Below are 25,973 nucleotides of genomic sequence, written 5' to 3' on the forward strand. Positions count from 1 at the left end.
CTTGGTCCGCTCTCGGTGCCCCAGGGCCATGACGTCCTGACGAGACCAAGGGTCACCGATGGAGTTGGTAACAACCGTGGCAACGCCATCTCTTCGCGCGGCTGGCAATCCGGACGCCAGACGAGCGCGACCTCACTGAACGGTCCGGGACGGATAATCCCTTCGTGTGAGGCACCCACGGCTTGCGTGGTCGGTGCGGTGGCCCACGGCGCGGTGTAATACGGAGTAATACGGGCTGCGAGCAGCGGCCACTCATGACAGCCAGGCGAGGACGGGTCCGTGACCGCACTTCCCCACGAGCCCACCCTGCCGAGCGAGCCCGGGCTGGCCCCCGACCACGTCCCCACCGCGGGCGCCCGCGCCGGGGAGCTGCGCGCCTACGGACGGATGGTGCGCATGCTCGGCCGTCCCGTGGCCCAGCCGGACGTCAGCACCCGCGCCCCGGTGCTGCTCGTGCCGGGTTTCCTGTCCGGCGACGTCTCGCTGACCCTGCTCGCACGCGAGCTGCGCCGGGCGGGTCTGCGCACCTTCCGCAGCGACATCGGGGCGAACGTCGGCTGCACCGAGGAGATGGTCGAGCGCCTGGTCCGTCGCGTGGAGGTCGTGACGGGCGACGAGGGTCGCCCGGTCGTGCTGGTCGGACACAGCCGCGGCGGCATGATCACCGCGTTGGCCGCACGACGCCGGCCGGACCTGGTGGCCGGCCTCGTCACCCTGGCGGCCCCGATCACCGGATCGCTGAGCGTGGCGCCGCACGTCCGCAAGCAGCTCGAGCTGCTGTTCCGGTTGCACGAGCGCGGTCTGCACCGGGTGCTGGCCGCCGACTGCGTCACCGGGGCGTGCGCGACTCGCGTGATTACCGAGCTGGGAACGCCGTTCCCGTCGGACGTGCCGTTCACGTCCGTCTACTCGCGCAACGACGCGATCCTCGACTGGCGCACCTGCCTGGACCCGGCCGCCGACCTGGTCGAGGTGGCGGCCGGCCACGTCGGTATGACCACCGACCCGCAGGCGCTGCGCGCCGTCACGCGCACGGTGGCGGCTACGGCAGCACCTGGGTCTTGAGGCCGGCGCCGGACTTGAAGGCCTCGATCGCGTCGGCGTACCGGTCGAGCGGCACGCGGTCGGTGATGAACAGCTCCGGGTCCAGCACGCCGGTCGCGAACAGGTCGGCGGCCCTCTCGTAGCTGTGCAGCACCGCCATCGAGCCGGTGATGGTGATTTCCTTGTTGTAGATGCGGTACGGCTCGATGGTGGCCCGCGCGGCATAGTCGGCGACACCGAACTGCAGGAAGGTGCCGCCGGGGGCGACCCGGCCGAGGCCGTCCTGGATGGCCTTGGCGTTGCCCGTCGCGTCGACGACGAGGTCCCAGCCGAAGCGTGGCTCGATGCCCTCGGCGGTCGTCTCGGCGTGCGTCACGCCCAACCCCCGCGCGATCTCGAGTCGGTCGGTGTTCAGGTCGACGACGTCGATGCTCGTCGCACCCACCCGCTGCGCGAGACGCAGCATCATCAGCCCCATCGTGCCCGCGCCGTAGATCAGCACGTGCGAGCCGAGCTGGCTGCTGAGCACGTCGTAACCGCGAACAGCGCACGACAACGGCTCGATCAGTGCCGCGTCACGGGTGTCGACGTGGTCGGGCAGCTGCACGCAGTTGGCCGCGGGCACCGCGACGTACTGGGCCGCCCCGCCCGCCGTGGTGACGCCGATCGCGCCCCACCGCAGGCAGAGGTTGTTGTGCCCGCGGCGACAGTAGTGGCACTCGTGGCAGTACAGCGACGGGTCGACCGCGACGCGGTCGCCCTCGTTGACGTCCAGCGCACCCGGGCCGAGCGCGACGACGGTGCCGGCGAACTCATGGCCCGGGATGACCGGCAGCGTCGGCGCGAACTCGCCCTGCAGGATGTGCAGGTCGGTGCCGCACAGGCCGCACGCGGCCACCTCGACGACGACCTCACCCGGACCGGGGGTCGGGTCGTCGACCGTTTCGATCCCGACCTCACCGATGGATTTGACGACGGCGGCCTTCATTTGACTGCTCCCAACGAGAGACCCTGCACCAGCTTGTCCTGCGCGGCGAAACCGGCGACGAGCACCGGGATGGAGATCATCACCGCACCGGCGGACAGCTGGGCGAGGTAGGAATGCTCGGTCTGGATGAGCGTGCTGACGTACACCGGTGCGGTCTGCGCGTTGACGCTGGTCAGCACCTTGGCGAACAGCTGCTCGTTCCAGCTGAAGATGAAGCAGATGAGCGACGTCGCGGCGATACCCGGCGCGGCGATGGGCGCGACGATCTTGCGCAGGATCATCGTCGTGCTGGCACCGTCCATCGACGCCGCCTCGATGATCGCCGGCGGCACCTCGGCCAGGAACGAGCGCATCATCCACACCGCGATCGGCAGGTTCATCGAGGTGTACAGGATGATCAGGACGAGGATGTTGTCCGGCAGATGGATGATCTTGTTGACGAACAGGTAGATCGGCAGGATGCCCGCGACCGGCGGCAGCATCTTGGTCGACAGGAAGAAGAACATCACGTCGGTCCACTTACGCACCGGCTTGATGGCCAGCGCGTACGCCGCCGGGATCGCGAGCACCAGCACCAGTACCGTCGAGATGACGCTGGCCTGCAGGGAATTCAGCAGGGCCGGACGGATGCTGTTCGTGGCGCTGAACAGGTCGCTGTAGTTCTGGCCGGTCAGCGGCGCACCCCATGCGGGCGGGTACTTCTGCGCGTCGGGCGCGCGGTGCAGCGACGTCAGGATCATGTAGAGGATCGGGACGATGAAGATGAGCCCGATGATCCACGCGCCGATCCCGATGAACGCCTTGCCGTATCGCCGGTTGCTCGGCGACTTGGCCGACGGCACGTCCTCCAGCGCCGGCTTGTCCAGGGTCGTGGAACTCATCGGACCTCCTCGTCGGTGAGCAGCGAGGACACGACCCGCAACCCGATGGTGGCCACGATGATCGAGCCGATCACCACCACGACGCCCAGCGCGGACGCGGCGCCGTAGTCCTTGGCCGAGTAGAAGACCTCGTAGATCTCGAACGGGATGTTCGTCGAGTTCTGCCCACCGGTCATGCCGATGATCGAGTCGAAGTTCTGGACGATGAAGATGGTGCCCAGCACGACGCTCAGCTCGAGGTAGCGGCGCAGGTGCGGCAGCGTGATGTTGCGGAACATCTGCCACGCGTTCGCACCGTCGATGCTGGCCGCCTCCATGACGTCACCGTCCCTCGACTGCAGGCCGGCCAACAGGATCAACATCATGAACGGCGTCCACTGCCAGATGAGCTCGATCTCGATCGCGAGCTTCGGATGCTCGGTCAGGAAGGAGATGTTCTGGGCGTTGTGCACACCGATCTCGCCGAGCAGCCCGTCGACGAGACCGAAACCGGTCTGCAGCACGCCGTTGCCCCAGAACACCGCCGCCGCGATCGGAACGATGAGGAACGGCGCGATCATCATCGTCCGCACGATGCCCCGCCCGAAGAAGGCGTGGTCGAGCAGCAGCGCGATGCCCAGGCCGAGGATCGCGCTGACGGCCACCACGGTCACGGTCATCTCGATGGAGGTGTACACCGCTTCGCGGTACGCGGGGGTCTGGAAGACCTCTTTGAAGTTGTCGAAGCCGGCGAACGAGCGGCCCGGTGCGTCGGGCTGCGCGCTCCAGTTCATGAACGAGATGACCAGCGTCGCCACGAAGGGCAACTGGGTGACGATGATCAGGAAGACCAACGCCGGCAGCAGTGGCGCGCGACGCACCCACGACGCCTTGTCCCACTTGCGGACCTTCGGCGGCTTGACCTTCGACGTCGCCTCGGGCGCCGTAGCCGTGCCGGTCTTGCCGAGCGCGACCGAACTCACGGGTTCACCTCTTTCGACTCGACAAGACGCGGCACGGCACGGATCACTTCTTCTGCTTGTTGCCGGCCGCCTGCGCCAGGGTCTGGCAGCTGTTCAGTGCCGAGTTCGTGCTCTCCGAACCGGCGATGGCGCTGCTGATGACCTTGGCGCAGTTCGTGCCGAAGTCGGTGAACGACGGGATACCGACGAACTGGATCCCGCTGTAGGGCCGCTTCTGCACACCCGGCATGGAGGCCGGTGCGTTCTTGATCGAGTTCAGCGTCGGCTTCGCGAACGCCGATGCCACCTTCAGGTAGGTCGGGTTGCTGTAGGTCGAGGCACGCTTGCCGGCCGGGATGTTGGTCGGGCCGCCCGTGCTCGGGTTCTTGGTGTCGTTGGCGACCAGCTGCTCGTAGGCCTTGCTCGACGCCCAGCTGACGAACTTCATCGCGTCGCTCTGGTGCTTGGACGCCTTCTCGATGGCCCAGGCCCAGGTGTAGAGCCAGCCGGACTGCGAGGTCTTGTCGTGCGGCGCCGAGACGTAGCCGATCTTGCCCTTGACCGGCGAGTCGGAGGCCTCGAGCGAGCCGGCGGCGGCCGTCGAGTCGTACCACATGGCGACCTTGCCCTGCTGGAGCGCGTTCAGGCACTGCGGGAAGCTGAACGTGGCCGCACCGGGCTCACCGTGCTGACGGACCAGGTTGACGTAGAAGTTGGCCGCCGCCTTGAAGCCGCCGGTGTTGACCTGCGCCTTCCAGTCGTCGTTGAACCACGTTCCGCCGAAGGTGTTGACGACGGTGGTCAGCGGGGCCAGGTTGTCGCCCCAGCCGGCCAGGCCGCGCAGGCAGATGCCCTTCATGCCCGACTGCGCGCCATCGGCTTTGGCCGCCCACTGCGCGACCTGCGACCAGGTCGGGTTCGTCGGCACCGTGATGCCCAGCTTCTGGAACACGTCCTTGCGGTACATCAGGAACGACGACTCACCGTAGAAGGGTTCGCCGTAGACCGTGCCGTTGTAGGACAACGCCTGCGTCATCGACGGCAGGATGTCGGCCTGGTCGAAGCTCTTGCTCTTGGCGATACTCGCCATGCTCGAGATCCAGCCGGCCTTCGCGTAGTAGGGGATCTCGAAGTTCGACAGTGTCGCCACGTCGTACTGGCCGCTCTGGTTGGCGAACTCGGTGCTCGCCGTGTCGCGCATGTCCTGCTCGACCTTGGTCACGAAGCGGACCTTGATGCCGGTCTTCTTCGTGAAGTTGGCGGCCGTGAGCTTCTGCAGCTCCAACATCGGCGGGTTGTTGACCATGAGCACGGTGATGCTCTTCTTGCCCGAACTGCTGCCGCCTGCGCTGCACGCGCTCATCCCTGCCGCGGCAAGGACGAGGGACAGTGCCACGACGCCGATTCGTCTGATTCGCATACTTCGGTCTCCCGTTCCGGGTGCGCTGAGCTCTCAAATGAGCGCTACGGTGCTCGAAATGTCAGGCGAAGCTTCTACGTGACACCGGTCACTGTCAACGACCGCTGCCAAACTGATATGAAGAGCGCTCAGATGAGCGGCCGGAGGACGACGTGACTCTCACTCCCACCGAGCACGTGCTGCTCGCGCGCGTGGCGCGGCACTACTACCTCGAGGACCGCTCGAAGAGCGACATCGCCGACGAGCTCGGCATCAGCCGATTCCGCGTGGCCCGGTTGCTGGACACCGCGCGCCGCGAAGGTGTCGTCAGCATCCGCATCGAGTCGCCGACCGGGTACGACACCGAGCTGTCCATGCGGTTGCAGCAGATGTTCGGGCTCGCCCACGCCGTGGTGGTCACCGCCGAGGACGACGAGCCCGACACCCTGCGCGCGCTGCTCGGACGCGTCACCGCGGAAGTGCTGCACGGGGTGGTCACGCGCGACGACGTCCTGGGGCTGGCGTGGGCCAGGTCGTTGCGCGGCATCGCCCACGAGGGCGCGAAACCCCTCGCCCCGTGCCCGGTCGTGCAGCTCACCGGCGCGCTGTCCGGACCGGACGGCAGCGACGTGCTCGACCTGGTCCGCCGTGTCGCGAAGGCCAGCAATGGCGTGCCGCACGTCTTCTACGCGCCGCTCGTCGCACCGGACGCGGCCTCGGCGCGCAGCCTGCGCCGGCAGCCCGAGGTCATGCGCGCGGCCGCCCTCGCCGAACAGGTCACCGTGGCCGTGGTCGGCGTCGGTGCGTGGGAGCCGGAGCTGTCGACCATCTACGACATGGTCGACCCGGTCGCCCGCCGCCGTACCGGTGAGCTCGGCGCGATCGGCGAGATCTCCGGCGCGCTGATCGATCGTGACGGCAACGCGCTCGAGGCACCGCTGACCCGACGGATCATCGGCGTGACGGGTGATCAGCTGCGTCACGTCGACACCGTCATCTCGGTCGCCTACGGACCGGCGAAGGCGCCGGCCCTGCTGGCCGCCCTGCGCGGCGGCCTTGTCAACGGGGTCGTCACCCACGCGGGTCTGGCCCGGGCCCTGCTCGACGTCGCCGCCGAGGCTGGGCTGGACGAGGCCGGGGTCAGGAGCGGCCGTGTGCGCTGAGCCGCGACACCCCGGCGCACTGGACGGGCCGCTTCCGGGCGGCACCGCGAACCGCGGCCGCGTCCTGCGGGTGGGTGACACCGTCCACCGACCGCGTGGCATCCAGTCGCGCGCGGTCCACGCCCTGCTCGACCATCTCGTCCGGCGCGGGTTCACCAAGGCGCCGCGCGTCGTCACCGCCGACGACCGCATCGAGGTCCTCACCTACCTGGAGGGCACCGCGGCCACCGAGCCGCTGGCCGCCTGGGCCCTGAGCGACGAGGCCGTCCACGGGGTGGGGCGCCTGCTCAAGGAGCTGCACGAACACCTCGTCGACTTCGACGGCAGCGCCCTGGCCTGGCAGCGACCCGTACCCGCACCGTGGCGAGGCCCGCTGGTGACCCACAACGACGTCAACCCGGCCAACGTCATCTTCCGCGCCGGAGAGCCGGCGGCGCTGATCGACTTCGACCTCGCCGCGCCCGCCACCCCCGCGTGGGAGCTTGCGGTCACCGCCTGCTTCTGGGCCCCGCTGCGCAGCGCGGACGACATCAGCGACAGCCGCCAGGGCAACGTCCGGCGACGGTTCCGCATCCTGCTCGACGGGTACGAGGCGCCGCTCGCGTTGCGCCAGGACGTCGCCCGCGCCACGGTCGCCGCCAACGGGTGGATCGCGGCGATCATCGAGGACGCGAGCCGCCGCGGCCATCCCGCGTTCGGCAGTCTGTGGGCCGCGCAGTCGCAGATGTACGCGCGCGCCGACGACTGGTTACGGCACAACGCCGGAGGACTCGTCGACGCCGCCTCCTGAACGGCGGCGACGAGCCCTGCCGACCTCCGTGCCGATCGACCTGCGGTGGTGCGGGAGCGGTCAGTCGATGCGGTCGCCGGACTCGGCGTCGAACACGTGCTCCGAACCCGGCTGCGCGGCTACGGTCATCGTCGAACCGATGCGCGGGGCCGACCGGCCGTCGACCCGCACCACGATCGGACGGTCGGTCGCCGGGTTGTCGCCGGGCAGGCTGCCGTAGACGTAGCTGTCCGAACCCAGTTCCTCGACGAGCGTCACCTCGAGGGTCAGGCCCTTGTCGGCGGCGGCGAGCGCCTCGGGACGGATGCCGAGCTGGATGCGCTCGACGTTGTTCTGGTGGGCCCGCTGCAGCGTCTCGCGCGACAGCGGCACGACGGTGTCACCGATCTTCGCGCCGTCCGCGACCAGCGACGCCTGCCGCAGGTTCATGGCCGGCGAGCCGATGAAGCCCGCCACGAACGCGTTCTTCGGGCGGTCGTAGAGGTTGCGCGGGGTGTCGACCTGCTGCAGGAGGCCGTCCTTGAGCAGCGCGACCCGGTGGCCCATGGTCATGGCCTCGACCTGGTCGTGCGTCACGTACACCGTCGTCGTCTTCAATCGTGATTGCAGCGCCGCGATGTTGGCGCGCGTCTCGACGCGCAGCTTCGCGTCTAGGTTCGACAGCGGCTCGTCCATGAGGAAGACGCTGGGTTCGCGCACGATGGCCCGCCCCATGGCGACGCGTTGGCGCTGGCCACCGGACAGCGCCTTGGGCTTGCGGTCGAGGTACTTGTCGAGGTCGAGCAGCTTCGCGGCGTCGGTGACCTTCGCCATCCGCTCCTCCTTCGACACGCCCTTCAGCTTCAGCGCGAAGCCCATGTTCTCGGCGACGCTCATGTGCGGGTAGAGCGCGTAGTTCTGGAACACCATCGCGATGTCGCGGTCCTTGGGCGCCTTGCGCGAGACGTCCTCACCGTCGATGCGGATCTCGCCACCGTTGACCTCCTCGAGGCCGGCCAGCATGCGCAACGCCGTGGACTTGCCCGAACCCGACGGACCGACGAGCACCATGAACTCGCCGTCCTCGATGTCGAGGTCGAGCTCGTTCACCGCCGCCACCGGGTTTCCCGGGTAGAGCCGTGATGCCTTGACGAAAGAAACCGTGGCCATGCCACACTCCCCGACCGGTGTGTTCGGCTGCGCCGAGTACGGGCGACGGGGTTGTCGCCTCACGGATTTCCGTCGGGAGTGCGGCACCCGCCCCACCGGTATGAGGGCGGCACACGCACCGACGGCATAGCAACCTGATGAGTGGGATGAGACACGCTCGGCAGGTCCCCGGTCAAGGCCCCGGGCCCGATCGATGCCGCGACGAGCCTCGGACCGACCGTCGCGGGTGAGCCGCGTCAGCCCTGGTGCGCGGAGTACACGGCGTCGAACGCCGACGCCAGCTTGGGACGCTTCTGCAGGACGGGCTTGAGCTTGTCGTACTCCACCCGCAGGCCGGCGACGCGGCTCGCCGAGGTGACCGTGGCGCTGCGCTGACCGCCCTTGAGCAACGCCATCTCGCCGACGAGGTCACCCACGCCGATATCGGCGATCTGCTCGCGCTGGTGGAAGACGCGTGCCTGACCCTCGGTCAGCACGTACACCGCGTCGGCCGGGATGCCCTCCTGCACGAGCGGCCAGCCCGACGGCAGGGAGAACGGGGCGCCGGCCTCGACGAGGGCCTCGATGTCGCCCTTGTCGCAGCCGGAAAAGGTGTCGAACCCGCGCAGGGTGGAGATGAGCTCACGCGTGTCACTGCCTTTGGCCACCTGGGTCCACCTCACGTCGTCGTTCGTCCCGCGCGGCCCGCGGCCGGCTGGGTGAGAGCCTAGGGCCGCGGCCGCACGTACGCACGACGACGCGTCACGTGTTCTTTCGCAGCGGGTGCTTGCCGAGCCCGACGGAGCCGTTCGTGCCGGCCTCCGGCTGGGCACCGGGCTCGTCGCCGGTCGGCGTCTGCGCGTCGGTGACACCGTCCGCGGCCGGAGCGGCCGCGGCAGCCGCCGAGCGAGCGGCCTGCTGGCCGGACATCGTGCGCAGCGGCACCTCCTTCATCACGGAGGAGACGACCACGGCCAGGACGAGCACGATCGCCGCGACCAGGAACACGGTGTCCATCGCGTTGCTGAAGCCGACCAGGATCGGGTGCTTGATCTGCTCCGGCAGCTTGCCGATCCCGCTGGTGTCGTTGAGGTCGAACGAGCCGCCGGCGGAACCCGACACCCCGGCCTTCTTCAGCTCGGCCGGCACGTTGGTGGCCGCCCGCGAGAACAGGATGGACAGGAAGATCGCCGTGCCCAACGAACCGCCGACCTGGCGGAAGAAGGTGACCGACGAGGTGGCCACCCCCATGTCGCGGGGATCGGCCGAGTTCTGCATGGCCAGCACGATGCTCTGCATGTTCATGCCCAGGCCGAGGCCGAACACGGCCATGAAGATGTCGGTCTGCCACAGCGGGGTGTCCGCGGCCGTCTGCGTCAACAGCAGCATGCCGACGACCATGAACACCGACCCGACGACGGGGAAGATCTTGTACCGCCCGGTCCGGGACGTGATCTGGCCGGAGGCCAGTGAGGCGACCATCAGCCCACCGATCAGCGGCAGCAGCAGCAACCCGGACTTCGTGGGCGACGCGCCCTTGACGATCTGCAGGTACAGGGGAATCGAGGCGATCCCGCCGAACATCCCCATGCCGATGATCGTGGCCTGCACGGAGCCGAGGGCGAAGACGCGGTTGCGGAACAACCGGATCGGCAGCAGGGCGTCATCGCCCATCCGACGTTCCACGAGGACGAAGCCGATGAGCCCGGCAACGCCCAGGATGTAGCAGGTGAAGGCGCCGATCGACGCCCACCCCCAGGTCCGGCCCTGCTCGGCGATGATCAACAGCGGGACGAGGCCGGCCGCGAGCACGGCCGCACCGCCCCAGTCGATCCGGCTCTGTCGTCGGGTGTGGTCGAGCTTGAGCACGGCCTGCACGACGAACAGTGCGAGGGCGCCGATCGGCACGTTGATGTAGAAGATCCAGCGCCAGCCGGGCACGCCGAACAGGTGGGACTGGCCGGCGAGGAAGCCGCCGATGACCGGGCCGAGCACCGAGGACGTGGCGAAGACGGCCATGAAGTAGCCCTGGTACCGAGCGCGTTCGCGCGGCGGGATGATGTCGCCGATGATCGCCAGCGCCAACGGCATGATGCCGCCGGCGCCGATGCCCTGCAGGGCGCGGAACCCGGCCAGCATGTACATCGACTGCGCCAGGCCGCACAGGGCGGAACCCGCCACGAAGATCGTGATCGCGATCATGAACAGCGGCTTGCGCCCGTAGATGTCGGACAGCTTGCCGAACAGCGGGGTGGCGATGGTGGAGGTGATGAGGAACGCGGTGGTCACCCACGCCTGCACGGACAGCCCGTTGAGGTCGTCGCCGATGGTGCGGATGGCGGTCGAGACGATGGTCTGGTCGAGCGCAGCGAGGAACATGCCCAGCATCAGGCCGGACAGGATGGTCAGGATCTGCTTGTGGCTCAGCCCGCCGTCGTCGGTGGCCTCGACCGCGGCTGCGGGGGCGGAGTGGGTGGTCGCCATCAGTTCGTTCCTCCTGGACGCGCGGCCGCCTGGAGGAGTCGTTCGCTCATCCACAGCTCATTGGCGTTCTCGTAGTCGGTGGTGAACCGGCGCAGCAGGCCGGCGAAATCGTGCAGCTCGGACGGTGACCAGTCGGCCAGCATCCGGGCGAAGTAGTCCAGGCGGACCCGGTGCTGGGCCCCGAGCACCTCGTGGGCCCGTGCGGTGAGCACGAGCAGCGCGGCCCGGCCGTCTTCCGGATCGGCCTGCCGCTCGAGCATGCCGTCCTTGACCAGCGCGGCCACCTGCCGGCTCACGGTCGAGGGATCGGACTGGATCGCCTCCGCGATCGCGCTCGCGCGCATCGGGCCCTCGTTCTGCACCGCCCGGAGGATCACGTGCGCCGACCATTCGACGTCGTGGCGTGCGGCGGCGAGCAGGCGGGCGCGGGCCTTGCCGAACGAGTGCATCAGGCCGACGAACGTGTCGGCCACCTGCTCGACGAGGGGCGCCTCGGCGGCAGGGGTGTCAGTCGTGTTCGGCGCGTCAACGAGATCGGTCACGGGTCACCTCCGAATTAGATGCTCGATACAAGCATCTACCCGGGGCACAGCAAACGCAAATCCCGTGACGTAGGTAACGCGGGCTGTCCCGACCCGCCGCCGTCACCCGCCGGCCGAGCCCTCCCCGTTCAGCATCGCGGCGGCCGCCTCCCGCATCTCGACCTTGCGCACCTTGCCCGTCACCGTCATCGGGAACTCGTCCACCACGTGCACGTAACGCGGGATCTTGTAGTGGGCGAGTTTGCCGGTGCAGAACGCACGCAACGCCTCGGCGGTCAGGCCATCGACCCCCTCGCGCAGCCGTACCCACGCCATCAGTTCCTCGCCGTACTTCGCGTCGGGGACCCCGATGACCTGGGCGTCGACGATGTCGGGGTGGGTGTAGAGGAACTCCTCGATCTCGCGGGGGTACACGTTCTCGCCGCCCCGGATGACCATGTCCTTGATGCGCCCGACGATGCTCAGGTAGCCCTCGTCGTCCATGACGGCCAGGTCCCCGGTGTGCATCCAGCCGCGCTGCAGCACCTCGGCCGTCTTCTCGGGTTCGTCCCAGTACCCGATCATCACCGAGTAGGCCCGGGTGCACAGTTCGCCGGACTCGCCCCGGGGTACCGGCAGGCCGGTCTCCGGGTCGACCACCATGACCTCGACGTGCGGGTGCACCCGGCCCACGGTCGCGGTGCGCCGGTCGAGGGAGTCGTCCTTGCGGGTCTGGGTCGACACCGGGGAGGTCTCGGTCATCCCGTAGCAGATGGTGACCTCGTCCATGTGCATCTCGGAGATCACCCGCTTCATGACCTCGACCGGGCAGGGCGAGCCGGCCATGCAGCCCGTGCGCAGGCTCGACAGGTCGTAGCTGCCGAAGTCGGGCAGCGCCAGTTCGGCGATGAACATGGTCGGCACGCCGTACAGCGAGGTGCAGCGCTCGTCCTGCACCGCCCGCAGCGTGGCCGCAGGGTCGAACCCGGGCGCCGGGATGACGATGCACGCGCCGTGGCTGGTCGCGGCGAGATTGCCCATGACCATGCCGAAGCAGTGGTAGAAGGGCACCGGCACGCAGATGCGGTCGTGCTCGGAGTAGTCCATCCCCTCGCCCACGAAGAACCCGTTGTTGAGGATGTTGTGGTGCGACAGCGTCGCGCCCTTCGGGAAGCCCGTGGTCCCGGACGTGTACTGGATGTTGATCGCGTCGTCGAAGCTGAGCGCCGCGGCACACTCGTCGACCCGCTCCGGCGCGATCGAGCCTCCGTCGGCGAGCAGCGCGTCCCAGCTGGGGTCGTCGATGAACACGACGTCGCGCAATTCGGTGAGCTGCGGGCGCACCTGCTCGACCATCACCCGGTAATCACTGGTCTTGAACGACGTCGCCGAGATCAGCGTGCCGACCCTCGCCTGCTCGAGCACGAAGGCCAGCTCGTGGGTGCGATAGCTGGGATTGATGTTGACCAGGATGGCGCCGATCCGCGCGGTGGCGTACTGGACGAGGAACCACTGCGCGCAGTTCGGCGCCCAGATGCCCACCCGGTCGCCGCGCTCGACGCCCCGCGCCAGCAGACCGCGCGCGAGCTCGGTCACGGAGGCGTCGAGCTCGGCGTAGGTGTGGCGGGTCCCGGCGGCCACGTCGACGAGCGCCTCACGGTCGGGGAACCGGGCCACGGCCCGACGCAGGTTGGCGTCGATGGTCTGGCCGAGCAGCGGGGTGGCGGACGTGCCGCTGGCATACGACAGGGCGGTGGGCACCGTGGGAGTCGTCACCCTGGTCAGCTTAGGTCCACAATCCAGAGGGTAGAGAGGTCTGATGACCCATCTCGTCAACGCTCTCGACGAGGTCGTCACGCAGTCCATCGACGGCCTGGTACGCGGTTCCGGCGGCGCGCTGGCTCGACTCGACGGATACCCCGACGTCAAGGTCGTGGTGCGCGCCGACTGGCAGCGGGACCGCGTGGCCCTGGTGTCCGGGGGCGGCGCGGGACACGAACCGGCACACGCCGGGTTCGTCGGCAGCGGCCTGCTCACCGCGGCCGTGTCCGGCGAGATCTTCGCCTCCCCCAGCGTCGACGCGGTGCTGGCCGCGATCAGGCACGTCACCGGCGACGCTGGCTGCCTGGTGATCGTCAAGAACTACACCGGCGACCGGCTGAACTTCGGCCTCGCGGTGGAACAGGCCAGGGCGGCCGGGCTCGACGTCGAGATGGTCGTCGTGGGCGACGACGTCGCCCTGCCGGACGTCCCGCAGCCACGTGGCCTCGCCGGGACGTTGCTGGTGCACAAGGTCGCCGGCGCCGCGGCCGAACGGGGCGCCCCGCTCGCCGAGGTCGCGCAGGCGGCACGAGAGGTGATCGACGGTGCCCGGACCCTGGGGGTGTCGCTCAGCCCGGTAGCCATCCCCGGACGACCGGTCGAGCAACGCATCCCCGACGGCCGGGCCGAGCTCGGGCTCGGGATCCACGGCGAGCCGGGCGCGCAGACCATCGACGTCGACGGTGCGGCAACGCTCGTGGCCGAGATGGCCCACCGCCTCGACGCCGAAACCGCACCCGGTCCGCTGGCCCTGCTGGTCAACAATCTCGGCGGGGTCGCCGCCCTCGAGATGGGGGTCGTGACGGATGACGTGCTCGGGTCCGACCTCGGTGCGCGCGCCGAGCTCGTCGTCGGTCCGGCCGCTCTGATGACGTCACTGGCTGCGCAGGGGTTCTCGCTGACGGCGCTGCCCCTGACCGACACCGTTCGTGCCGGGCTGCTGGCACCGGTGGCGGCGCACACCGCCTGGCCCGCGGTGCGGTCGGTCGGATCGCTCGAGGTCCGGGCGATGCCGGAGGCGCCCGGTGAGACCTTCGAGGCCTCGGTCGACGCCGGAACACGGGGGCTCGTGGTCGCGGTGTGCGAGGCCCTGGTCGCGGCCGAGGAGGAACTGAACGCCCTGGATGCCCGCGTGGGCGACGGCGACACCGGATCCACGTTCGCCACCGCGGCCCGCCGGGTGCTCGACGCGACGGACCGGCTGCCGTTGGCCGACCCGCCCGCCCTGCTGCGCGCCCTGTCGGTTGTGCTGTCGACGGCGATGGGTGGGTCGAGCGGGGTGCTGGCCTCGATCTTGTTCTCCGCCGCCGCCGGCGCGGCTCGTGAAGGCGCCACGACGGCGGACGCGCTGTGGGCAGGGGCCGAGTCGATGCAGCGCCACGGTGGAGCCGCGCCAGGCGATCGGACCCTGCTCGATGCTCTGGTACCCGCGCTCGAGGCGTTGCGCGCCGGGGGGTCCCTGGCTGACGCCGCGGCCGCCGCCGAGGCCGGCGCGCGCTCGACGGCCGACATGGCCCACGCCGGGGCCGGACGTTCGGCCTACGTATCCGGCGAGCACCTCGCCGGCGTGCAGGATCCGGGGGCCGCCGCTGTCGCCGTGATGCTCCGCGCCGCGGCCGGGAGATGAGCCAGCCCGCGGCAACCCGCCGCCGTGCGTGGCCGAAGACGGACGTCGAACCGGGCACCGCCCTCCTGCACCAGACGTCAGAAACCACGAAAGCCGCATCCTGACGCAAGGTCGGGATGCGGCTCGTGCCGCACACGGAGTGCGGTGCTGCCCGTCGGGCGGCTCGTTCAGCTGTCGATGGTTGCGGTGTTGCCGTCGAGCAGCGAACGGACCTCGGACTCGCGGTACCGGCGGTGGCCGCCAAGGGTGCGAATCGAGGTGAGCTTGCCGGCCTTGGCCCAGCGCGTGACCGTCTTCGGGTCGACGCGGAAGAGCGTCGCGACCTCGGACGGCGTGAGGAGAGCTTCGGTGTCGGGCCTTTGGCGGACCGTCGTCATGTGTGGTGCCACCCTTCTGGAGGATTCATCACCCGGAGTCCTGTTCCGCGTGAACACCCCAAGTATGCATAAGGTGAAGCCCGGCGCCCATAGCTGCGCGTTCAACTGTCCACTCTGTGCCATGCAACAAGTTGCTGGTGGTCGGTGTCATGGCATAAAACGGACATTGACGGTCACTTAGGGCCACGATGCAGGGGTCTGTCCCTCGGTGCCGAGGTAGTTGTCCGCGCGGTACGCTGATCTCACGACAGAACAAGTTCCCGGTGACGCCCGCTAACCCTCCGACAGCGGGCCGACAGCCGGATGAGCGCGCGAGCGAGGGGGTCGAGCCGTGGGGCGAGGCCGGGCGAAGGCCAAGCAGCAAAAAGTGGCCCGAGAGCTGAAATACAACACGCATTTCACCGATTTGGACTCCTTGCAGCGCGAGCTCGGGACTTCGGACCCTGGCGGGCGCGCGCCTACCCAGGAGTCCGATGCCGACGAGGACGACTACGAGGACTGGACCGGCACCGAGCGCTGACAGCGCGTGACGGCTCCCGCCCCTCGTCCGAGGGGCCTCGTAGCGACCCGTCGTTTTCGTGACACAGCCGGTTCAGGTGACGTGACACGCTGACACCGGATCAAACGGGCGTTTCGCCGTTCCGCGACACCCGCAGGCTCGGCCGGCGGATGTCGGACCCGGTTCGGCCCGTCAGACCCAGCCCGCAGCGAGCCCCGCGTAGTCGCCGTGCAGGGTGACGAAAGTGGGCCGCGCGCCGTCTGCGCGGCGGACCTCACCGAGCGGCCACGCCGGGACGTCGCCTGCCGCCAGCAGGTCCAGGGCCTGCGACGCCCGGTCACCGGGAACCACGGCCACCATGCCCACGCCGAGGTTGAACGCCAGCTCGAGGTCGGCCCGCGACAGCGCGCCGGCCTCCCGGACCAGGTCGAACACCGGCTGCGGGGCCCAGGTCGAGCGGTCCACGACGGCCTCGAGCCCCTCGGGGAGCACCCGAGCGAGGTTGCCGGCCAGCCCGCCACCGGTGATGTGGGCGAAGGTCCGCGCGTCGCACTCGGCGGCCAGGGCCAGGCAGTCGAGGGCGTAGATGCGGGTGGGCACCAGCAGCTCGTCGCCGAGCGTGCGCCCGCCGAGGACGGCCGGAGTCTCGTCGAGACCGATGCCGGCCTGGTCGAACAGCGCGTGCCGCACCAGCGAGTACCCGTTGGAGTGCAGGCCGGACGAACCCAGTGCCACCAGCACGTCACCGGCCTGCACGCGCTCCGGCCCCAGCACGGCGTCCGCGTTCACGACGCCGACGCCGGTGCCGGAGATGTCGTAGTCGTCGCGGGCCATCACACCCGGGTGCTCGGCGGTCTCCCCGCCGACCAGCGCGCAGCCGGCCTGCACGCAGCCCTCGGCGATACCGGCCACGATGGTGGCGATCTTCTCGGGTACGACCGTGCCGGTGGCGATGTAGTCGGTGAGCACGAGCGGCTCGGCGCCGACCACCACGAGGTCGTCGACGACCATCGCGACGAGGTCGATGCCGATGGTGTCGTGGCGGTCGAGCGCCTGCGCGATCGCCAGCTTGGTGCCCACGCCGTCGGTCGAACTGGCGAGGACCGGCTGCGGGTACTTCGCGAGGTCGAGGCGGAACAGCCCGGCGAACCCGCCGAGACCGCCCAACGACTCGGGTCGGTCGGTGCGCTTGACCGAGGCCTTCATCAGCTCGACCGCGCGGTCGCCGGCCTCGATGTCGACGCCGGCCGCGGCGTACCCGGAGCGGCTCACGGCCGGGTGAGGGCGTCGACGGCGTCGTAGGCGCCGCCGTGCTCGGGTTCCCGACCGGTCAGGCGCACCGACTTCTCGATCCCTTCCAGGACGTGCTTGCCGCCCATCTCCTCGGGCAGCGCGATCGGGTAGTTGCCGTCGAAGCAGGCGCAGCACAGGCGGGACCTCGGCTGCTCGGTCGCGGCCACGGTGTTCTCCAGCGACACGTAACCGAGCGAGTCGGCGCCGATCGAGCGGCGGATCCCCTCGTCGTCCAGACCGTTGGCCACCAGCTCCGCGCGGGACGCGAAGTCGATGCCGTAGAAGCACGGCCACTTGACCGGGGGCGCCGAGATGCGGACGTGGACCTCGACGGCACCCGCCTCGCGCAGCATCCGGATGAGCGCGCGCTGGGTGTTGCCGCGCACGATCGTGTCGTCGACGACGACGAGCCGCTTGCCGCGGATGACGTCGCGCAACGGGTTGAGCTTGAGCCGGATACCGAGCTGGCGGATCGTCTGCGACGGTTGGATGAAGGTCCGTCCGACGTAGGAGTTCTTGACCAGCCCGACGCCGTACGGGATGCCCGACTCCTCGGCGTAGCCGATCGCGGCGGGCGTGCCCGACTCGGGAACCGGGATGACGAGGTCGGCCTCGGCCGGGTGCTGCCGCGCGAGCCGCCGGCCCATCTCGACGCGAGCCGAATGCACGCTGCGCCCGGCGATCGTGGTGTCGGGGCGGGCGAGGTAGATGTACTCGAAGATGCAGCCCTTGGGGTCGGCGTTCGCGAAGTGCTGCGAGCGCAGCCCGTCGGCGTCGACGGTGACCAGTTCGCCCGGCTCGACCTCGCGGACGAAGCTCGCGCCGACGATGTCGAGCGCGGCGGTCTCGGACGTGACGACCCAGCCGCGGTCGAGGCGCCCGAGCACGAGCGGGCGCACGCCCTGTGCATCACGGGCGGCGTAGAGGGTGTGCTCGTCCATGAAGCACAGCGAGAACGCGCCGCGCAGTTTCGGCAGGACGTCCATGGCCGCCTGCTCGACGCTGACGTCGGGACGGGCGGCCAGTAGCGCGGTCAGCAGCTCGGAGTCGGTGGTGGCCCCGATGGCGCTGCGGATCCCGGCGGCGCGGGCCTCGGCGGCGAGGTCGGCGGTGTTCACCAGGTTGCCGTTGTGCCCGAGAGCGAGGCCGGTGCCGGCGGGGGTGGTGCGGAAGCTGGGCTGGGCGTTCTCCCACGTGGTCGACCCGGTGGTCGAGTAGCGGGTGTGGCCGACGGCGATGTGGCCCTGCAGGGTGGCCAGCGTCGCCTCGTCGAAGACCTGCGACACCAGGCCGAGGTCCTTGTAGACGACCAGCGAGCTGCCGTCGCTGACGGCGATGCCGGCCGCTTCCTGCCCGCGGTGCTGCAGCGCGTACAGCCCGAAGTAGGTCAGCTTGGCGACCTGTTCGCCCGGCGCCCAGACACCGAAGACGCCGCACGCGTCCTGGGGTCCTTTGTCGTCAGCGAGTAGATCGTGGGTCAGTCTTCCGTCGCCTCCGGCCACGACTCCAGTGTAGGGGTGAACGGCAGCACCCCGTGCCACGGGCGGCGAGGCGCGCGCGGGTCAGCTGAGCAGCGGCAGATGGTCGGTGAGGTCGGCGCGGTTGCCGCTCGCGCGCACGCTGCCGTCGGCCACGGCCTCGGCGAACACCCGCCTGCCGGTGGCGATCCGCAGCCAGGTCAGGCCGTCAGTCTCCATGACGTTGGGCGGCGTGCCCCGCGTGTGACGGGGGCCGGGGACGGCCTGCACGGCGACGAACGGCGGCACCCGCACCTCGACCGAGCGGCCGGGCACCGACTCGGCCAGCATCTCGGCGAGCAGCCGGACGGCGTCGGCCAGCGCCGGACGCACCAACGGCCCGGCGTCGGCATCGGGCAGCGAGCGCGACAGGTCGTCGGCGTGGATCACGGCTTCCAGGACCCGGGTGCGGACCCAGTCCAGTGCGCTGATCGGCCCGCGGTGGCCGGCGAGCACGGTCGCATCGGTCGACCCGTCCGCGGCCTCGCGCACCGCGGCGTCCGGCGGTTCGGCCAGCGCGGCCACGAGCTCGGCCGGGACGCGCGTACCGGCCGCCTCGACCGTGCCGGACGAGATCTCGCCTGCCGCCGGGCGGTAGGCCTGCACGTAGCGCGCAACCGGGATCGCCGTGGCGCCCGAACGGGTGCCGAGCACCTCGATCAGCCCGGCGCGCGACCGGACGAGGTGGCCGACCAGCGTGCGCACGTCCCAGCCGTCGAGCACCGACGGCCGGCCGAAGTCGTCGGCCGGCAACGTGGCAAGCCAGGCCGACGTCGCCGCCGTCTGGGCGAGGTAGGCGTCCAGCGCCCGGGGCAGGCGTTCGCTCATCAGACCGTGGAGATCACCGGTCGAAGCGCCGCGGGAGGGTGGCCGTCCAGGTCTCGCGCAGCTCCCGCAACGGGATGCGGAACCGGTCCTGCACCTCCAGCGCCGCGTCGAGCAGGTCGACCGATCCGATCCTCGTGCACGGCAGTCCCCGCTGCGCGCACAGCTCGGTGAAGCGGTCCTTGTCCGCGCGCAGGACGCTGACGACCGCCCGGCCGGCGGACTCGCTGAACAGTGACACGAACGCGTCCGGAGCGGCGCCGGACTCGGCTTCGGTGTCGGTGTCGGTCGGCAGCGTGATGCGCGCGCCGACGTCACCGTGCAGGCAGCACTCGACGAGGGCCTGCGACAGGCCACCGTCGGCAAGGTCGTGTGCGGAGTCGAGCAGGCCCTGCGCGCCGGCCTCGATCAGGACGTCGGCGAGCACCTGCTCGCGCGCGAGGTCGACCGCCGGCGGCCGGCCGCCGAGGAACCCGTGGACGGTGTAGGCCCACTCGGAACCGCCGAGCTCGTCGTGGGTGTCCCCGAGCAGGTAGATCTCTGCCCCGTCGGTACGGAACGCCTGCGGCACGCGCCGCGACACGTCGTCGATGACGCCGAGCACGCCGATGACGGGCGTGGGGAGGATCGGCGTGCTGCCCGTCTGGTTGTAGAAGCTGACGTTGCCGCCGGTGACCGGGGTTCCCAGCTGCTGGCAGCCGTCGGCCAGCCCGCGCACGGCCTCGGCGAACTGCCACATGACCGCCGGGTCCTCGGGCGAGCCGAAGTTCAGACAGTTGGTGACGGCCAGCGGTCGCGCGCCGGTGGTGGCCACGTTGCGGTACGCCTCGGCGAGGGCGAGCTGCGCGCCGGCGTAGGGGTCCAGGCGGGCGTACCGGCCGTTGCCATCGGTGGCGAGCGCGAGCCCACGCGACGTCGAGTCGTCGACGCGGATCATGCCGGCGTCCTCGGGCTGGGCGAGCACGGTGTTGCCGAGCACGTAACGGTCGTACTGGTCGGTGACCCACGACTTGTCGGCCAGGTTCGGCGCGCCGGCCAGGCGCAGCACGGTGGCGCGCAGCTCGTCGGGGGTGCGGGGGCGGGGCAGGCCCGCGCCGTCGTGCTCGATGACCGCGTCCTGGTCGAGCGGCCGCTCGATCGGACGCTGGTACACGGGTCCGTCGTGGGCGGCGGTGCGCGGTGGCAGGTCGACGATCTGCTCGCCGTGCCAGTTCATCCGCAACCGGCCCGTGTCGGTCACCGTCCCGATGACGGTGGCCAGCACATCCCACTTGCCGCAGATGGCCAGGAAGTCGTCGAGCTTCTCGGGAGTGACGACGGCCATCATGCGTTCCTGCGACTCGCTCATGAGGATCTCCTCGGGAGCGAGCGTGTCGTCGCGCAGCGGGGCAAGGTCGAGGTCGACGTCCATGCCGCCGGTGCCGGCCGCGGCGAGCTCGGTCGTCGCGCAGGACAGCCCGGCCGCGCCGAGGTCCTGGATGCCGACGACGAGGTCGGCGGCGAAGATCTCCAGGCAGCACTCGATGAGCACCTTCTCGGCGAACGGGTCGCCGACCTGGACCGCGGGCCGCTTGGCGTCGCCGTCGGCGAAGCTCGCGGACGCCAGCACCGACGCGCCGCCGATGCCGTCGCCGCCGGTGCGCGCGCCGAAGAGCACCACCTTGTTGCCCGGGCCGTCGGCCTTGGCCAGCTTGATGCCGTCGGCCCGCATCACACCGACGCACAGGGCGTTGACGAGCGGGTTGCCGACGTAGCTCTCGTCGAAGACGACCTCGCCACCGACGTTCGGCAGGCCGAGGCAGTTGCCGTACCCGCCGACCCCGGCGACGACGCCGGGCAGCACGCGGCCGGTGTCGGCGGCGTGCAGCGGGCCGAAACGCAGGCTGTCGAGCACGGCGACGGGACGGGCCCCCATGGTCAGGATGTCGCGGACGATGCCGCCCACACCCGTCGCCGCGCCCTGGTACGGCTCGACGTAGGACGGGTGGTTGTGCGACTCGATCTTGAAGGTGACCGCCCATCCGTCACCGACGTCGACGACGCCGGCGTTCTCGCCCATGCCCACGAGCAGAGCTGAGCTGCCAGCCGTGCCTACGGGCTTCTTCTCGCCGAACTGGCGCAGATGCACCTTCGAGGACTTGTACGAGCAGTGCTCGCTCCACATCACCGAGTAGATGGCCAATTCCGACGACGTCGGCCGGCGGCCGAGGATCTCGCGGACGCGCTGGTACTCCTCCTCGCGCAGCCCGAGCTCCTTGAACGGCTGCTCCTGCTCCGGGGTCTGTTCGGCGACGCCGACGGTGTCCACAGTCATGAGCGAGCTCCGCGAGCGAAGGACGAATGGGCATGGCCTCCGGCGGCCGGAGCGCAGCGGAGGGCGGTCATCACGCGGCCTCGAGGATGCGGGACAGGAAGAAGCCGAGGCCGTCGGTGCCCGGGCCGGTCAGCGGGTCGATCGCGTGCTCGGGGTGCGGCATGAGGCCGACAACGTTGCCCGCCTCGTTAGTGATGCCGGCGATGTCGCGCTGGCTGCCGTTGGGGTTGCGCTCGAGGTAACGCGCGACGACCCGCCCCTCGGCCTCGAGCTCGTCGAGGGTGCGGGCGTCGGCGACGTAGCCGCCCTCCATGTTCTTCAGCGGCACGACGATCTCCTGGCCCGCGGCGTAGTGCGAGGTCCAGGCCGTCGAGGCGTTCTCGATGCGCAGGCGCTGGTCGCGGCACACGAAGCGCTGGTGGTCGTTGCGGATTAGCGCGCCGGGCAGCAGGTGGGCCTCGCAGAGCACCTGGAAGCCGTTGCAGATGCCGAGCACCGGCAGGCCGTCTCGCGCGCCGGCAACGACGGAGTCCATGACCGGCGACAGTCGCGCGATCGCGCCGCACCGCAGGTAGTCGCCGTAGGAGAACCCGCCGGGCAGCACCACCGCCGAGACGTCGTGCAGGTCGGGGTCGGCGTGCCACAGCGCGACGGGCTCACCACCCGCCACCCGGACCGCGCGCTGCGCGTCGCGGTCGTCGAGGCTGCCAGGGAAAGTCACGACACCGACACGGAAAGCCACACACGCAGATTACCGGGGCGGCGGGGCCGTTCCGGCCGCTGCGTCCCAGCGGCCCGCGCAAACCCGGACGCCGCCCTGACCTCGCTCGAACAATCGGCGCGTTGGATCGGTCGCATGACCAGCGAGTGGGCCGCCGCGGCGCGGCTCGTCCGACGTACCGGGTTCGGCGCCACGGGCACCGAGGTCGACGCCGTGGTGAAGCAGGGCATGGCCGCCTTCGTCACACGCACCCTGGCCGCCGATCCGGACGCCGACGCCGGCGCGCGCCGGACCCCCGTCCCCCACTTCGAGGCGGTCGACCGGCCGGTGAAGGACGCCGATGCCGACGCCAAGAAGGCGCGCAACAAGAAGCTGCACGCGCAGGGCACGCAGGCCACCGCGTGGTGGCTGCGTCGTATGGTGGCGGCCGAGTCCGCCTTCGGGGAGAAGTCGACGTTCGTGTGGCACGGACACTTCGCGACGTCGCTGAAGAAGGTGCGCGATGCGCGGGTGATGCTGGCCCAGAACCAGAAGTTGCGCACCCTCGGCCGCGGCGACTTCCACACCCTGGCCTCCGCCGTGCTCACCGACGCCGCGACCTTGCGCTGGCTGGACGGCGAGAAGAACACCGTCAAGGGACCGAACGAGAACCTCGCCCGCGAGTTCATGGAGATCTTCACGCTGGGCCACTCCGACGGCTACACCGAGCAGGACGTCCGCCAAGGTGCGCGCGCGCTGACCGGGCTGAAGATCAACCGGGCGACCGGCGCGACCCGGCTCGTGCCGGCATTGCACGACAACGGGTCCAAGACGTTCCTCGGCGTCACCGGCGACCTCGGCCCGACCCAGTACTGCGACGCGGTGCTGGCCCGTCCGGGCGGCCCGGCCTACATCGTGAACCGCCTCTGGGCGCAGTACGTGTCCAGCACCCCGCCGGCCAAGGACGTCCTGGCCCGGCTGACCGCGGCGTACGGCGCGAAGCGCGACCTCAAGGCCCTGTTCACCGCGCTGTTCACCGACCCGTCGTTCGCCGCGGCCGAGGGCTCGCTCATCATCGGGCCGACGGAGTGGTTGATCGGCTCGGCCCGCATCCTGCGTGTGTCGCTCGACGACGCGAGAAGTGCCGCGCAGGCCGCCGGGGCCCTGGACTCGCTCGGCCAGCTGCCGTTCTACCCGCCGAGCGTCGGCGGATGGCCGTCCGGCCAGGTGTGGGCGTCGACCGCCGCGGCCGATCTGCGGTTCCGTTACGCCGCGATGCTGGTCAAGCAGGCGCAGCTGCCCGCCCTCGCCGGCAGTGTCACGAGCCGCCTGGAGGCCGTGGCGCACCTGCTCGGGGTCGACACGTGGTCGGCGCGCAGCCTCGCCGTCCTCAAGGGCAGTGCGAGCAATGCTGCGCAACTGGTCGCCGTCGCCCTGAACACCCCCGAGTACCTCGTCCACTGACCTCGTCCACCGAACTCGTCCACCGAACTCGTCCACCGAACTCGTCCACTGACCTCGTCCACCGAACCGGAGCGACCCATGGACACCCTGACCCGACGACGGTTCCTCCTCGCCTCGGGCGTCACCGGAGCGGCCGCCCTGGCCGCCGGCGCCGCGGTGATCGGCCCGCGGGAGCTGCAGCACGCGGCCGACAACACGCCACTGGACGAGGCCGACAACATCCTGGTGCTGGTCACGCTGTACGGCGGCAACGACGGGCTCAACACGGTGATCCCCTACGCCGACAGCGCCTACCAGGACGCCCGCCCGGACCTCGCCTACGACGCCGACGACGTGATCCGCCTCGACGACGAGGTCGGGCTCAACCCGTCGCTCAAGGGCCTCGGCGCGTTGTGGAAGGACAAGCGACTCGCGATCGTCCGCGGCGCGGGCTACCCGACGCCGGACTTCAGCCACTTCCGCTCCATGGACATCTGGCAGACCGCATCACCGTCGGCGCCGGTGACGACCGGATGGATCGGTCGCTGGCTCGACGCGACCGGTGACGACCCGGTCCGGGCCCTCAACATCGGATCGGTGCTGCCGCCCGCGGGAGTGGGTGCCCGGTGCACCGCCGCGGCCCTCGACGCCAGCGGCGACGGACAGCTGCGACCCACGTTCGCCTCGGCGGTCACCGGGCTCGGGCGCACCCAGACGGGCGACTCGCCCGCCACGTCGACGGTCTGCACCTCCTACCGCAACGAGCGGACGGTCGCCAAGACCTTTGCGTCCGCGCTGAGGGGAACGTCGACCACCTCGGGCAACGGTCGTGGTGCGCGTTCCGGCGGGCACTCCGGCCAGTCGGCCAACGCGCTGAGCGGGCAGCTGGACTTCGTCGGACGGTGCGTCAAGGCGGGCGTGCCGACGCGTGCCTACCTCGTCAGCCTCGGCGGCTTCGACACCCACGCCAACGAGAAGCAGACGCAGCAGCAGCTGCTGTCGACCTTCGACGACGCAGTGTCCGGTTTCCTCAAGGACATGGCCGGCGACCGCAACGGCAAGAAGGTGGTGGTGATGGCGTACTCCGAGTTCGGGCGCCGCGTCGCCGCCAACGCCTCGGACGGCACCGACCACGGCACGGCGGGCCCGGTGTTCGTGGCGGGTGTGCCCGTGCAGGGCGGCTACTACGGCGACCCGCCGTCGCTGACCAAGCTCGACGACGGCAACATGATCTCGACCGTGGACTTCCGGGCCGTGTACGGCGAGGTGGTGCGCGGGGTGCTCGGCGCCGATCCGAGCCGGGTGCTCGACAAGGTGCCGTCGGAGCTCGGCTTCCTGGCCTGAGCGCAGGGCGCCTGGGTCAGGTGCGGTGGATCGTGAAGGTCTCGATCACCGGGTTGGCGAGCAGCGTGTCGGCGAGCCGGGTGAGGGTGGCCTCGTCCACGGCGTCGTCGACGTCGAGCTCGAAGTGCTTGCCCTGACGGACGTCGCGGACCCCGGCGATGCCCAGGCGGCCGAGCGCGCCCACGATCGCCTGACCCTGCGGGTCCAGGATCTCGGGCTTGAGCACGACGTCGACGACCACGCGGGCCACGGGCAACTCCTTCAGACGGTGGGGTCTCCGACCCTAAACAGCTGAGCCTAGTCGCCGCGGTCAGGTGTTCTCGCGCACCGTGGCCAGGGCCGGCGCCAGCTTGGCCAGCTCGTCGAGCACGGTCGTTGCGGAAGCAGCGATGATGTCGGTGGGGTGGAACCCGTCGTCGTCGACCAGCGTCTTGACCATCGGGATCGGGACGGCGTCGTTCACCGCGATCATGCGCAGCGCTGACACCACGGGCTTCAGCATCTGCACCGCGCGGATGCCCCCCGACATGCCGCCGTAGCTGACGAAGGCGACCGGCTTGTAGGCCCACTCGCGGTTGAGGTAGTCGAGCGCGTTCTTCAGCGGCGCGTTGAAGCTGAAGTTGTACTCCGGCATGACGAGGACGAACGCGTCCGAGCGGGCGACGATGGCGGCCCAGTCCTTGGTGTGCTGGTGCTCGTACTGCCCGGTCATCGGGTGGGCCGGCTCGTCGTGGAAGGGCAGGTCCAGCACCTTGAGGTCGGTGACCTCGACCTCGAAGCCGCCGTGGGCTTTCGCCTGTTCGGCGAACCAGTCGGCGACCACGGGCCCGACCCGGCCCGGGCGGGTGCTCGCGACGATGACCTGCAGCAGCAT

Annotated in this window: 24 protein-coding genes; 7 read left to right on the top strand and 17 right to left on the bottom strand. The window is 70.2% G+C overall.

From position 1 onward, the window contains the following. Window positions 1–279 precede the first annotated feature (279 nt). Entirely contained in the window at window positions 280–1,065 is a 786-nt protein-coding gene (locus ACFFCA_RS03675; RefSeq protein ID WP_375481912.1) for an esterase/lipase family protein, read from the top strand. On the opposite strand, the gene ACFFCA_RS03680 is transcribed toward ACFFCA_RS03675, so the two are convergent. From ACFFCA_RS03680 to ACFFCA_RS03695, 4 genes are read right to left on the bottom strand one after another with little or no spacing between them, the layout of a single operon-like run. Then, on the bottom strand, window positions 1,043–2,032 hold the full coding sequence (locus ACFFCA_RS03680) for a zinc-dependent alcohol dehydrogenase family protein (RefSeq protein ID WP_375481914.1): 990 nt from the start codon (window positions 2,030–2,032) through the stop codon (window positions 1,043–1,045). The two genes, ACFFCA_RS03675 and ACFFCA_RS03680, sit on opposite strands and share 23 nt — an antisense overlap. Further along, window positions 2,029–2,913 carry a carbohydrate ABC transporter permease gene (locus tag ACFFCA_RS03685; RefSeq protein ID WP_375481916.1) on the bottom strand — a complete coding sequence of 295 codons (885 nt, stop codon included), beginning with the start codon at window positions 2,911–2,913 and terminating at the stop codon, window positions 2,029–2,031. Before ACFFCA_RS03685 ends, ACFFCA_RS03680 begins: the two co-directional genes overlap by 4 nt. Beyond that, window positions 2,910–3,875 carry a carbohydrate ABC transporter permease gene (locus ACFFCA_RS03690; protein ID WP_375481918.1) on the bottom strand — a complete coding sequence of 322 codons (966 nt, stop codon included), beginning with the start codon at window positions 3,873–3,875 and terminating at the stop codon, window positions 2,910–2,912. Before ACFFCA_RS03690 ends, ACFFCA_RS03685 begins: the two co-directional genes overlap by 4 nt. A gap of 43 nt (window positions 3,876–3,918) precedes the next feature. After that, entirely contained in the window at window positions 3,919–5,274 is a 1,356-nt protein-coding gene (locus ACFFCA_RS03695; RefSeq protein WP_375481920.1) for an ABC transporter substrate-binding protein, read from the bottom strand. A 152-nt stretch (window positions 5,275–5,426) separates the two neighbouring features. Between ACFFCA_RS03695 and ACFFCA_RS03700 the strand changes: the two genes are divergently transcribed. Both ACFFCA_RS03700 and ACFFCA_RS03705 read left to right on the top strand, forming a co-directional pair. Further along, window positions 5,427–6,416 carry a sugar-binding transcriptional regulator gene (locus ACFFCA_RS03700; RefSeq protein WP_375481922.1) on the top strand — a complete coding sequence of 330 codons (990 nt, stop codon included), beginning with the start codon at window positions 5,427–5,429 and terminating at the stop codon, window positions 6,414–6,416. Continuing rightward, the gene (locus ACFFCA_RS03705) at window positions 6,406–7,206 is read left to right on the top strand and encodes a phosphotransferase (RefSeq protein ID WP_375481924.1); all 801 of its coding nucleotides are present in this window, start codon (window positions 6,406–6,408) and stop codon (window positions 7,204–7,206) included. The genes ACFFCA_RS03700 and ACFFCA_RS03705 overlap by 11 nt, the downstream gene beginning before the upstream one ends. 60 nt (window positions 7,207–7,266) lie before the next feature. On the opposite strand, the gene ACFFCA_RS03710 is transcribed toward ACFFCA_RS03705, so the two are convergent. The 5 genes from ACFFCA_RS03710 to ACFFCA_RS03730 all read right to left on the bottom strand — a co-directional run bounded on the left by ACFFCA_RS03710 (window position 7,267) and on the right by ACFFCA_RS03730 (window position 13,115). Beyond that, window positions 7,267–8,355: an ABC transporter ATP-binding protein gene (locus ACFFCA_RS03710; RefSeq protein ID WP_375481926.1), complete on the bottom strand. Its 1,089-nt coding sequence runs from the start codon at window positions 8,353–8,355 to the stop codon at window positions 7,267–7,269. A gap of 236 nt (window positions 8,356–8,591) precedes the next feature. Beyond that, the gene (locus ACFFCA_RS03715; protein ID WP_375481928.1) at window positions 8,592–9,002 is read right to left on the bottom strand and encodes a Crp/Fnr family transcriptional regulator; all 411 of its coding nucleotides are present in this window, start codon (window positions 9,000–9,002) and stop codon (window positions 8,592–8,594) included. 94 nt (window positions 9,003–9,096) lie between these two features. Beyond that, a complete protein-coding gene (locus ACFFCA_RS03720; RefSeq protein ID WP_375481930.1) occupies window positions 9,097–10,818 on the bottom strand; it encodes an MDR family MFS transporter in 1,722 nt (573 codons plus the stop codon). Then, the gene (locus tag ACFFCA_RS03725) at window positions 10,818–11,360 is read right to left on the bottom strand and encodes a MarR family winged helix-turn-helix transcriptional regulator (RefSeq protein WP_375481932.1); all 543 of its coding nucleotides are present in this window, start codon (window positions 11,358–11,360) and stop codon (window positions 10,818–10,820) included. The genes ACFFCA_RS03720 and ACFFCA_RS03725 overlap by 1 nt, the downstream gene beginning before the upstream one ends. Window positions 11,361–11,462: 102 nt before the next feature. Continuing rightward, a complete protein-coding gene (locus ACFFCA_RS03730) occupies window positions 11,463–13,115 on the bottom strand; it encodes an AMP-binding protein (protein WP_375481934.1) in 1,653 nt (550 codons plus the stop codon). A 43-nt stretch (window positions 13,116–13,158) separates the two neighbouring features. Here ACFFCA_RS03730 and ACFFCA_RS03735 point away from each other — a divergent pair, with 43 nt between their 5' ends. Next, on the top strand, window positions 13,159–14,787 hold the full coding sequence (locus ACFFCA_RS03735) for a dihydroxyacetone kinase subunit DhaK (protein WP_375481936.1): 1,629 nt from the start codon (window positions 13,159–13,161) through the stop codon (window positions 14,785–14,787). A gap of 167 nt (window positions 14,788–14,954) precedes the next feature. Here ACFFCA_RS03735 and ACFFCA_RS03740 read toward each other — a convergent pair whose 3' ends face one another. Beyond that, on the bottom strand, window positions 14,955–15,164 hold the full coding sequence (locus ACFFCA_RS03740) for a BldC family transcriptional regulator (protein WP_375481938.1): 210 nt from the start codon (window positions 15,162–15,164) through the stop codon (window positions 14,955–14,957). A 331-nt stretch (window positions 15,165–15,495) separates the two neighbouring features. Between ACFFCA_RS03740 and ACFFCA_RS03745 the strand changes: the two genes are divergently transcribed. After that, complete coding sequence (locus tag ACFFCA_RS03745) at window positions 15,496–15,684, top strand: DUF3073 domain-containing protein (protein WP_375481940.1); 189 nt, start codon at window positions 15,496–15,498, stop codon at window positions 15,682–15,684. A 171-nt stretch (window positions 15,685–15,855) separates the two neighbouring features. Here the strand turns inward: ACFFCA_RS03745 and purM are convergent, their stop codons facing one another. The 5 genes from purM to purQ all read right to left on the bottom strand — a co-directional run bounded on the left by purM (window position 15,856) and on the right by purQ (window position 22,354). Beyond that, window positions 15,856–16,935, bottom strand: a complete 1,080-nt coding sequence (gene purM / locus ACFFCA_RS03750) for a phosphoribosylformylglycinamidine cyclo-ligase (protein ID WP_375481942.1) — start codon at window positions 16,933–16,935, stop codon at window positions 15,856–15,858. Next, complete coding sequence (gene purF, locus ACFFCA_RS03755) at window positions 16,932–18,458, bottom strand: amidophosphoribosyltransferase (protein WP_375481944.1); 1,527 nt, start codon at window positions 18,456–18,458, stop codon at window positions 16,932–16,934. The genes purM and purF overlap by 4 nt, the downstream gene beginning before the upstream one ends. Before the next feature lie 60 nt (window positions 18,459–18,518). After that, the gene (locus tag ACFFCA_RS03760; protein ID WP_375481946.1) at window positions 18,519–19,301 is read right to left on the bottom strand and encodes a sterol carrier family protein; all 783 of its coding nucleotides are present in this window, start codon (window positions 19,299–19,301) and stop codon (window positions 18,519–18,521) included. Between the two features lie 13 nt (window positions 19,302–19,314). Beyond that, a complete protein-coding gene (gene purL / locus ACFFCA_RS03765) occupies window positions 19,315–21,612 on the bottom strand; it encodes a phosphoribosylformylglycinamidine synthase subunit PurL (RefSeq protein ID WP_375481948.1) in 2,298 nt (765 codons plus the stop codon). Window positions 21,613–21,682: 70 nt separating this feature from the next. Continuing rightward, window positions 21,683–22,354 carry a phosphoribosylformylglycinamidine synthase subunit PurQ gene (gene purQ / locus ACFFCA_RS03770; protein ID WP_375481950.1) on the bottom strand — a complete coding sequence of 224 codons (672 nt, stop codon included), beginning with the start codon at window positions 22,352–22,354 and terminating at the stop codon, window positions 21,683–21,685. Between the two features lie 114 nt (window positions 22,355–22,468). Here purQ and ACFFCA_RS03775 point away from each other — a divergent pair, with 114 nt between their 5' ends. Both ACFFCA_RS03775 and ACFFCA_RS03780 read left to right on the top strand, forming a co-directional pair. Beyond that, a complete protein-coding gene (locus ACFFCA_RS03775) occupies window positions 22,469–23,776 on the top strand; it encodes a DUF1800 family protein (RefSeq protein ID WP_375481952.1) in 1,308 nt (435 codons plus the stop codon). A 78-nt stretch (window positions 23,777–23,854) separates the two neighbouring features. Then, window positions 23,855–25,099, top strand: coding sequence for a DUF1501 domain-containing protein (locus tag ACFFCA_RS03780; RefSeq protein WP_375481954.1), 1,245 nt, complete (start codon window positions 23,855–23,857; stop codon window positions 25,097–25,099). A 16-nt stretch (window positions 25,100–25,115) separates the two neighbouring features. Here ACFFCA_RS03780 and purS read toward each other — a convergent pair whose 3' ends face one another. After that, entirely contained in the window at window positions 25,116–25,349 is a 234-nt protein-coding gene (purS, locus tag ACFFCA_RS03785; protein ID WP_375481956.1) for a phosphoribosylformylglycinamidine synthase subunit PurS, read from the bottom strand. Between the two features lie 60 nt (window positions 25,350–25,409). Next, window positions 25,410–25,973 (bottom strand): NADPH-dependent FMN reductase, encoded by a 564-nt coding sequence (locus ACFFCA_RS03790; protein ID WP_375481957.1) that lies wholly within the window; start codon window positions 25,971–25,973, stop codon window positions 25,410–25,412.

Origin of the sequence: uncultured Jatrophihabitans sp., from assembly GCF_964252635.1 — a bacterium.
In the GTDB taxonomy this organism is placed as follows: Bacteria; Actinomycetota; Actinomycetes; order Mycobacteriales; family Jatrophihabitantaceae; genus Jatrophihabitans.